Origin of the sequence: Sporosarcina sp. P29 (assembly GCF_002743265.1) — a bacterium.
Classification (GTDB): Bacteria; Bacillota; Bacilli; order Bacillales_A; family Planococcaceae; genus Sporosarcina.
In genome coordinates this window covers 1-389 of sequence record NZ_PDYX01000125.1, presented here as the reverse complement: position 1 = coordinate 389, position 389 = coordinate 1, and the positions used below count along the sequence as shown (strand labels likewise).

The window sequence follows — 389 nt, the reverse complement described above, 5'->3', positions numbered from 1 at the left end:
TCGCCCGCTACGGCACGCTGCCGATTGTTGGCTGGAGTATGTTAATCGCGGGGGTCGTGCTGACGCCGTTCTACGCCGGACGCGGGACCACCTTCGTGATTGATGGCAGCCTGCTGCTGGCGTTTTTCTATCTGGTGGTGATTGGCACGGCGCTGACGTTCAGCCTGTATCTGAAAGGCGCGCAGATGATTGGCGGGCCGAAGGCGAGCATTCTGAGCTGTGCCGAGCCGCTGAGCAGCGCCCTGCTGTCGGTGATTTTGCTTGGAGTGGCGTTTACGCTGCCGGACTGGCTGGGCACGCTGCTGATTGTGTCGTCGGTGGTGCTGATTTCGATGGATTCGAGAAGACGGGTTCAGACATCGGCGTAGCCTGATATCCCCTCTTCCCTG

At 60.4% G+C, this 389-nt stretch carries 1 protein-coding gene; it reads left to right on the top strand.

Annotated elements, in window-relative coordinates; translation table 11 throughout:
* A partial coding sequence (locus CSV68_RS16860) for an EamA family transporter (protein ID WP_158233545.1) occupies positions 1–368 on the top strand: 368 nt, incomplete at its 5' end.
* Positions 369–389: the final 21 nt, after the last annotated feature.